General features: G+C 51.5%; 10 protein-coding genes. 1 reads left to right on the forward strand and 9 read right to left on the reverse strand.

What is annotated here, in order from left to right; genetic code table 11:
- From PHF27_RS11950 to PHF27_RS11985, 8 genes are all read right to left on the reverse strand, one after another.
- On the reverse strand, positions 1 to 297 hold a 297-nt coding region (locus PHF27_RS11950), incomplete at its 3' end, for an aminotransferase class III-fold pyridoxal phosphate-dependent enzyme (protein WP_300070344.1).
- Between the two features lie 20 nt (positions 298 to 317).
- Positions 318 to 1,298, reverse strand: coding sequence for a porphobilinogen synthase (hemB, locus tag PHF27_RS11955; RefSeq protein WP_300070346.1), 981 nt, complete (start codon positions 1,296 to 1,298; stop codon positions 318 to 320).
- A gap of 3 nt (positions 1,299 to 1,301) precedes the next feature.
- A complete protein-coding gene (gene cobA / locus PHF27_RS11960; RefSeq protein WP_300070348.1) occupies positions 1,302 to 2,825 on the reverse strand; it encodes a uroporphyrinogen-III C-methyltransferase in 1,524 nt (507 codons plus the stop codon).
- Positions 2,826 to 3,764 carry a hydroxymethylbilane synthase gene (hemC, locus tag PHF27_RS11965; RefSeq protein WP_300070362.1) on the reverse strand — a complete coding sequence of 313 codons (939 nt, stop codon included), beginning with the start codon at positions 3,762 to 3,764 and terminating at the stop codon, positions 2,826 to 2,828.
- Complete coding sequence (gene hemA / locus PHF27_RS11970; RefSeq protein ID WP_300070350.1) at positions 3,724 to 5,040, reverse strand: glutamyl-tRNA reductase; 1,317 nt, start codon at positions 5,038 to 5,040, stop codon at positions 3,724 to 3,726. Before hemA ends, hemC begins: the two co-directional genes overlap by 41 nt.
- Entirely contained in the window at positions 5,009 to 5,653 is a 645-nt protein-coding gene (locus PHF27_RS11975) for a bifunctional precorrin-2 dehydrogenase/sirohydrochlorin ferrochelatase (RefSeq protein WP_300070352.1), read from the reverse strand. Before PHF27_RS11975 ends, hemA begins: the two co-directional genes overlap by 32 nt.
- Positions 5,654 to 5,676: 23 nt before the next feature.
- A complete protein-coding gene (locus PHF27_RS11980) occupies positions 5,677 to 7,050 on the reverse strand; it encodes an LCP family protein (protein ID WP_300070354.1) in 1,374 nt (457 codons plus the stop codon).
- Between the two features lie 100 nt (positions 7,051 to 7,150).
- A complete protein-coding gene (locus PHF27_RS11985; RefSeq protein WP_300070357.1) occupies positions 7,151 to 7,363 on the reverse strand; it encodes a cation transporter in 213 nt (70 codons plus the stop codon).
- 240 nt (positions 7,364 to 7,603) lie between these two features.
- Here PHF27_RS11985 and PHF27_RS11990 point away from each other — a divergent pair, with 240 nt between their 5' ends.
- Positions 7,604 to 7,882, forward strand: coding sequence for a hypothetical protein (locus tag PHF27_RS11990; protein ID WP_300070359.1), 279 nt, complete (start codon positions 7,604 to 7,606; stop codon positions 7,880 to 7,882).
- A gap of 34 nt (positions 7,883 to 7,916) precedes the next feature.
- Here the strand turns inward: PHF27_RS11990 and PHF27_RS11995 are convergent.
- Positions 7,917 to 8,573: CoA pyrophosphatase (locus PHF27_RS11995; protein WP_363320060.1), on the reverse strand; the 657-nt coding region annotated here is incomplete at its 5' end.

Raw genomic sequence — 8,573 nt, forward strand, 5'->3', positions numbered from 1 at the left:
CAGCTCTGTTTCCAACAGCGTCGGCGCGCCATAGCTGGTGCCTTTCCGAATCGCCTTCTCCAGCGCTTCAGTGACTTGCGGGTGGGCGTGACCCAAAATCATCGGCCCCCAGGAGCCAATGTAGTCAATATAACGATTGCCGTCAATGTCTTCTATATAGGCGCCCTGCGCTTGCGCAATAAAAGGAGGCGTCCCGCCAACGCTGCGAAACGAACGCACCGGGCTGTTTACCCCTCCGGGAATGCAGGCTTTAGCTGCAACAAAGGCTTCTTGGGATCGCTGCAAAGAAAAGCTCATAGTACTTACCTCTCTTTTGTTTACTGATTCTCTAGCAGCCACTTGGCTGCGTCCATGGCATGGTAGGTAATAATAATATCCGCTCCGGCTCGTTTCATCGAAACCAACGTTTCTAGAACAATTTTCTTCTCGTCAATCCAGCCCTGCTGCGCTGCAGCTTTGACCATGGCGTATTCACCGCTGACATTATACGTTGCCAACGGCAGCAAATACGTATCCTTGATCTGACGCACAATATCCAGATACGCTAACGCCGGCTTGACCATCAGAAAGTCTGCTCCTTCTTCCGCATCTAGAGCCGCTTCGCGCAGCGCCTCCCTGGCATTGGCCGGGTCCATTTGATAGCTGCGGCGGTCCCCAAATTGCGGCGTTGAATCCGCAGCGTCCCGAAATGGCCCATAATAGGCGGAAGCGTATTTCACCGCATAACTCATGATCGACACCTGCGCAAAGCCAGCGTCATCCAATGCCTCGCGAATGGCCTGCACCCTACCGTCCATCATATCTGAAGGAGCGACAATATCCGCGCCGGCTTGAGCCTGGCTGACCGCTACCTTGGCCAAAAGAGCCAGGGTCGGGTCATTATCCACGGTTTCGCCGTCCAACAGCCCGCAATGACCGTGGCTGGTATATTCACAAAGACAAACATCGCCAATAACCACCATCTCCGGCAAGGCTTTTTTAATCGCCGTCATGGCCTGCTGTACCGGCTGCTGCAAGTCCCAGGCGCTGCTGCCCTGCTCGTCCTTATAAGACGGAAGCCCAAAAAGCAGCACCGAGCGAATCCCCAAATTCCATGCCTCTTGCGCCAACAGCACCGCTTGATCCACTGATAAGTGATATTGCCCCGGCAAAGAAGGAATTTCCTTTTTAATTTTCTCTCCAGGTACTAAAAACAACGGATATACCAAATCCTCTACGTGAAGCACCGTCTCCCGCACCATAGCGCGCAAGCCTTCGCTAACGCGCAGTCGCCGAGGACGCAAATACGGATGGTACATGAATTACATCTCCTTGCCGTAAAATGTAAGAATGGCTTCCGCCAGTCCCTTGATCGTATATTCTCCGGCCATAACGTCCGGTCCAATGCCATGTTCCAAGCAAGTCTCCGCCGTGATCGGGCCGATGCAAGCCACCTTCGCTTTTTTCAGCAAGGCTGCGCCATCTTCGCCCAATAGCTTCAACAAATTCGTTACTGTAGAAGAACTTGTAAAGGTCACCCATTGAAAATCTCCCGCTTCCAAGGAAGCTTTTAGGCCCTCACCGTCCGCCTTCGCGGTTACCGTACGGTACGCAGGGACCACATCCACCGATAATCCTTGGTCGCGCAACTGCTCAGGCAGCAACTCCCTAGCTACAGTGGCCCTGGGGATCAGCACGCGCATACCTGGCTTCACTTTTCCCTCTAGGGCTTCAATAATACCTTCCGCCCTAAACTCCACCGGCACTACATCCGCTTGAATTCCATAAGCCGCCAGCTTGCTCGCCGTTGCTACGCCAATAGCCGCTACTTTGGCGGCTGCCAGCGCCCGAGAGTCTTTGCCCTGCTCCGCCAAGCGATTGAAGAAATACTCTACACCGTTGACGCTGGTAAAAATGAGCCAGTCATAACCTTGCAACTCCCGAATAGCCGCATCCATTGGCTCATAGCTTGCAGGCGGTTGAATCTGAATGGCCGGCGCTTCCACACATTGAGCGCCTAATTCTTCCAAGCGTGCCGTAAGCAAGCTGGCTTGCTCGCGCGCCCGCGTCACCAACACCTTCTGTCCGAATAAAGGGCGCTGATCAAACCATGCCAATTCGTCCCGCAGAGAAACAACATCCCCTACCAAAAAGATAGCTGGCGGCGTCAAACCCTTTGCCGCCACATCGGCTGCTGCCGTCGCCACAGTCGTCACCAACACTTCCTGCTCCGCTTTAGTACCCCAGCGAATGACCGCGGCCGGTGTTTCACCGCAGCGTCCATGTTCCATCAGCTTGGCCGTAATATGAGGCAGGTTTTCTACGCCCATCAAAAAGACCAGCGTATCTGTCCCTGTAGCCAATTTATCCCAACGCATAGAAGATTCCCCTTTAGTAGGATCCTCATGACCAGTCACTACTGCAAAGGAAGTGGCAATACCTCGGTGGGTAACCGGAATACCCGCATAAGCCGGAACCGAAATAGCCGAAGTAATGCCAGGCACGATTTCAAAAGGAATGCCAGCAGCGCGCAAGGTCAGCGCTTCTTCGCCGCCGCGGCCGAAAACAAAGGGGTCGCCCCCTTTAAGGCGGACTACCACCTTGCCTTCCTTCGCCTTGTCCACTAAAAGCTGGTTGATATCCTCTTGGCGCATGGCATGATTGCTGGAGGCTTTACCCACGTAAATAAACTCCGCGTCTTTTCTAGCATGACCAAGCAGACGCTCATCAGCCAGTCGGTCATACACCAGCACTTCCGCTCGCTGAATGAGTTCCAGACCGCGCACGCTAATCAATTTATAATCTCCAGGGCCAGCTCCGACCAAATACACTGTTGGCTGTGTCATCTATACTCCCTCGCTTTGCATCAATTCCGCTAAAATCTCTTTGCCCCCTGCAGCCAATAATTGCTTGGCCAAGGCAACTCCTAGTTTTGCCGCATCCTCGTTACAGCCTGATTTCTGGGCTTTTAAGCATTCTTTGCCATCCAAAGTCAGTATAACCGCTGTAACCGTCAGCTGACCTTGCTCTTCTTGAGCATATACGCCTACAGGCACCTGGCAGCCGCCTTCCACTTCGCGTAAAAAAGCCCGTTCCGCTTCTGCAGCCACTCTTGAAGGCTTATGATTTAAAAACGCCAGCAACGACAAAACCTCAGCATCATCAGCTCGCGCTTCCACTGCCAGACAGCCTTGTCCCACTGCAGGCAAGCAGATTTCCGGTTTTAAGATTTCCGCGATTTCCTGCTCCCAGCCTAAACGCTTCAGCCCCGCTGCCGCCAGCACAATAGCGTCCAGCTCTCCCGTTTGCACTTTCTTCAGGCGCGTATCTAAATTGCCCCTCAGGTCAACCATCTTCAAATCCGGCCGCAACCGCAAAAGCTGCGCTTTGCGCCGCAGACTGCTCGTTCCCAGCGTGGCGCCCAATGGCAATGCTTCTAAGGAAGCATACTCACGGCTGACCAAGGCATCGCCAGCGTCAGCCCGTTCGGTAATGGCCGCTAGGCATAAGCCTTCCGGCAGCTCTGTCGGCATATCTTTCAAGCTATGTACCGCCAAGTCAATCTGCCCGCTTAGCATTTCCACTTCCAACTCTTTGGTAAACAAGCCCTTGCCGCCAATCTTGGCCAAAGGCACATCCAATACTTTATCGCCGGTCGTAACAATTCGTTTCAACTCTACTTCCAGCCCGGCATGCTCCTGCCGCAGGCGTTCTGCAATGTGTTCCGCCTGCCAAAGAGCTAGCTTACTGCCGCGCGTACCGATAACAAGCCTTTGCCTCACAATGTTTCCCCTCTCCTATTGCATCCAATTTGAATAATTCCCGAATGGCTTCCAGATAGTATTCTTCCTGTTCACTGCCTGCAGCCTGATTGAGGCGAACCATGGGGTCGCGCAGCATCTTGCGAATAATCATGCGTGACATGCTCTCCATGATTTTCATCTCTTCCGGCGGTAAATCCGGCAGTTTCGTCAAGGCGCGTTTCATTTCCCGCTGACGAATATGCTCCGCCTTGTCCGCTAAACGCGCCATAACAGGCTGAAAGGACAGGTAGCGAAACTTCGACACAAGCTCAGTCAGCTCTTTTTCAATAATTTCCTCAGCGGCTTTCGCTTCCTGCTCTCTTAGGCGCAAGTTGGATTCAACAACCGCTTCCAAATCATCAATATTATACAAGGTCACGCCTTGAATGGCCGCTGTCTCTGGCTCTACGTCCCGCGGCACGGCAATATCGATCAATACAATCGGCCGCCCTTGGCGTTTCGGCATAATGTGCGCCATATCCCAGGCGCGAATCATGTAATGCGGCGCCCCTGTAGAGGTAATGATAATGTCCGCATCAACGGCGCGCTGCAAAAAGGATTCAAAGGGGACAGCCTCGCCATGAAAACGTTTCGCCAAATCCACCGCCCGCTCATAACGGCGATTCGATACAAATACAGTTTGCACGCCGCTGGCCACTAAGTGCTTCGCGGTCAGTTCTCCCATTTCCCCCGCGCCCAACAGCAAGACTTTCACTTTCTCCATCTCGCCGCAAACGCTTTTAGCCATTTCTACAGCAGCATAACTCACCGATACGGCATTATAAGCAATGCGAGTCACGGTTCGCACTTTTTTACCTACCGTAATCGCCCGGTGAAACAGCGTATTCAACACCGTGCTAGTGGTACCTGCATCTCGTGCCATGGAATACGCTTTTTTTACTTGACTCAAAATTTGCCCTTCGCCAATTACCAGCGAATCCAAACTCGAGGACACTCGGAAGAGATGCTTAATGCAATCTTGATCACAATGATAAAAGACATAATCATCCGGGCGCTGCTGCCCTGTGGCCATGCGCGTCATCACCTCTTTCAGAGGCTCATAGGCTTCTTCCGCATCCTCAACAATGGCATATAGCTCCGTCCGGTTGCACGTAGACAGCCACACACATTCCTCGACGATTTCCTGATCCCTAAGGCGCCTTAAAGCCAGACGCAATTGCTCCTCAGAAAAAGAAAAGCATTCCCGTACCTCAACAGGCGCGGTTTTATGGTTGAGTCCCAATACCACTAGCTGCATGTCGAATCTGTTCCTCCGCCTCTTTCAAATTTCCAGACCTTAACTCGTCTAGTACCTCGTCAGTCAACGCCGAGCGCCAAAAAAGCTCACGCTCACGAGACGTGGCAAAATGCTCTTTCATTTCCTCTCTAATGCGTCCTAACAACAAAAGCAGCGCCCCATATTCAGGCCCATAGCGTTCCGCCAGCTCCCGACGCAGCTTGCGAACCAGCGCCGGGCTCTGCCCGCCGGTTGAAACAGTCAGCAGCAAATCTCCGCGGCGCACCTGTGCTGGAAGGCTGAAATTTCCTTCCTCCGGTCCATCTGCTACATTGACCAGTTTGCCCCGTTCGCGAGCCTCCCTAGCCACGTTTTGGTTTACCTCGCGCCGATTTGTCGCGCAAAACACAAGAAAAAAAGGCTCTGTATCGCCAGTCTCATACGTACGCGGCCAACATCGAATAGCCCCATTTTTCACCAACACCTGCAGCCCGGGCGTAAGCTCCGGGCTGATAACGGTAATAGCAGCTTTGGCAGCTACCAAGGTATTTATTTTTCGTTCCGCCACCTGACCTCCGCCAACTACCAAAACCGGACACTCGGCCAAATGCAGATTAATTGGGTATAAAACCATGGTCCTACACCTCCCCGAAGCCATCAGCGTTCGGCAAAATCCTTACCGACAATCACTGTCGCTTGGGTACTGCCGCCTTCATTGCGGCTGATTTGCAAGGCATAATCAAAAGGCAAGCTATTTAACCTATTTATAACGCTGTTGTCATTGGAATTACTGATAACAACGGTGTTACTGCGCGCCGAACCAAAGGAAACGCCAACCACGTCAAACCCTTGGCGACGCAAGGTAGCCGCCATTCTATCTCCAGCAGCGGCGCTGCCGCTGCCATTGACTATACTAACACGAATTCGTCCGGTCGCCGTCGGGGTTTTCGGACTCACAGGCTCGGTCGCCCTTGTCGTGTCATTCGGTTTTGTCGGGCTTTTAGGTGCATCCACTACTTTGATATTTTTCGGTAGGGTTCCTGCGTATTCATCGGCTTCCTGCCGCGTAGTTGCTTGATACCGTTCACTGGCTGAAGCGCCCAAGACCTGCGCCATATGCTGCCGCAAAGCGACAATATCAGGCAGCCAATAGCTGATATCTTCAATATAAGCTGGTTTGCCGGGGACCATATAAGATTGCAGCCCTTGCGTCTTGGCATCTTTAATAATTTTGGCCAAATTCAGCATCTCTGCTGTCGACAAATCACTCTTCACCGCATTGCTGACGCTTTGAATAATCCCTGGAATCCGAGGAATCACCCCAGGACTTGCCAACTGATCCAATAACGCCCGCAGAAAATGCTGCTGCCGCTCCACCCGGCCGATATCGCCTTCTTCATCACGATAACGTACATACTGAATGGCTGTTTTGCCATCCAAATGCTGCATCCCCGGCTGCAAATCAATGAACAAACCACCGTCATCATCCCAGGGATCGCTGTAATACATACGTTTTTCCACATCAATATCCAAGCCGCCTACAGCGTCTACAATCCGCTTAAAGCCAGCTATGTTGACGATAATATAATGATCGATCGGGACTCCCAGCAGCAGTTCTACCGCCTGCTTTGACAAAGAATGGCCCCCCAAAGCATAAGCATGATTAATCTTATCATAGCCATGGCCCGGTATTTTTACACGTGAATCCCTGGGAATGGCTACAATCGAAACGCCCTTGGTTTTCGTATCAATCGTCAAAACCATCAGAGTATCGGAACGCCCCACATCATCGGCCCGCTCGTCAACCCCCATTACCATAATATTAATCTTATCCTGAAATGCCAAAAATTTGTCATCCGCTTTTTTCTGTTTGTTTCCGTTTAACGCACCGGAAGAAAACCAGAGAAAGGCAACTCCTAACGTAAGAAAAAAGACCGCTAAAAAAAGCGCCGCCCATTTAATCAAACTCTTTTTTTGCTCTCTATTTTTCGATACACGCCGCTGCTCCAACCGTTGCTCCAGATTAGGCACGAAGCAAATCCTCCTTTCGGCGCTGTCTGCAAATTCCATTACAAAAGAAGCCCCCTCGTCTGGGGGCTTCCCTTACTATATCAAAAAAGACTCATCACCGTCAAGATTGTCCCATTTCAAATCCCGCATCTTCAATAGCCGCAACAAGTTCCACCACTTGAAAGTTGCTTTCGTCATAGGTCACCGTCAACGTTTTATCCTCCAACTGCACTGTCGCTTTCTGGACTCCAGTAACAGCTAAGGCCGCTGCTTCCACGGCTTGCTGGCAATGCCCGCAGCTCATGCCTTCTACGCCAAACACCTTTGTCTGCATTTTCAGTACCTCCTTAGGTTCTGCTATTTTTACACTTAGCACTAATTTAGCCCTAAAATCTATTTTATCTGAAAATTACACAGCGCCTCTCTAGCTATGCTATTCTCAATCAACAGCCTTGCTCTTTCATTTCGCGACGTTTTTCTCAAATGAAAGAAATGCGCTGCTATGGTATAATACTGCCAAGCCTTAAGGAACCGCCATAGGGTTCCCAATATGAAATAAGGAAGTGCATGCGTCATGAAAGAAACTACAGCCCGCGTGCTCCCGCCTCTCGACGGACCTGCCGTCCGTAAGTTGGAAGACGCTCTCTTGCAGTCTCCCAGCAAAAGTATTTTATTGCGCATCAACCAAACTTTGGTGCAGTTATCCCGCGAAGGAAATTGGTTCAAATTCGCAGTCCTCACAAGAAAACGAACTATCAAACGCGCCTCTGTTTTTGAAAGCCTTACGGAAATCTACAACGATTTCATTCACGGCCAAGACTGGCAAATTGCAACTTTACCTTCACATGCCTAAGAAACTTACCGCCGCCTTTGCGGCGGTTTTATTTTTATGCCTGTGCCTTGCGGCACACATCCAAAAAATTTTTCAGTACCTGCGCCGTCAAACCCCAGATGACCCGTTCCTTCCAAACGTAAAAATAAACGTCATATTCACCTCGACGCCGCCATTCTTTGGAATACTCAGGGAGTAAATGGTGCGGAAATCCCGGCATAGGTTTTGTCGCCATTTCCATGCGTCCCACTTCCGGCGTCATCGCCAGCAGTTCTGCAAGAGGGATGCAAAAGATCTCTGCTACTTCCTCTGCTTGCAATTCCAGATTCCGGCAATCTCGAAGTACCCCTGCATAGGGATGCAGCCACACCCCGATCGGGCTCGCCACTTCCGGCAATTCGCCTAACAAGTCTAGGCAATCTTCATCTACGCCCAGCTCTTCCGCCATTTCCCTCCGGGCCGCTTGGCAAGGCGTCTCGTCCATCTGCACTCGCCCGCCAGGAAAGCAAATATCGCCCGGCTGCCACGACATCTGGCTAGAACGTACCTGGAAGAGAACCGTCGGTTCACCGTGCATCTCCAACAACGGCACTACCACTGCCGCCCGAAAATAACCTTTTTGCAGCAAATTTACTTCTCTCTGGCCTAACTCTTTCTGCAATTGTCTGCGAATATCTTTCAACTGGCTCACAGCATCACTCCATCTGCTAAA

Origin of the sequence: Anaeromusa sp. (assembly GCF_028691475.1) — a bacterium.
Classification (GTDB): Bacteria; Bacillota; Negativicutes; order Anaeromusales; family Anaeromusaceae; genus Anaeromusa.

Coding starts and splice junctions, on each gene's coding strand:
- hemB (WP_300070346.1), bottom strand. CDS start 1,298: ATGTACCATCCGTATTTGCGTCCTCGGCGACTGCGCGTTAGCGAAGGC.
- PHF27_RS11985 (WP_300070357.1), bottom strand. CDS start 7,363: ATGCAGACAAAGGTGTTTGGCGTAGAAGGCATGAGCTGCGGGCATTGC.
- PHF27_RS11975 (WP_300070352.1), bottom strand. CDS start 5,653: ATGGTTTTATACCCAATTAATCTGCATTTGGCCGAGTGTCCGGTTTTG.
- cobA (WP_300070348.1), bottom strand. CDS start 2,825: ATGACACAGCCAACAGTGTATTTGGTCGGAGCTGGCCCTGGAGATTAT.
- hemA (WP_300070350.1), bottom strand. CDS start 5,040: ATGCAGCTAGTGGTATTGGGACTCAACCATAAAACCGCGCCTGTTGAG.
- PHF27_RS11990 (WP_300070359.1), top strand. CDS start 7,604: ATGAAAGAAACTACAGCCCGCGTGCTCCCGCCTCTCGACGGACCTGCC.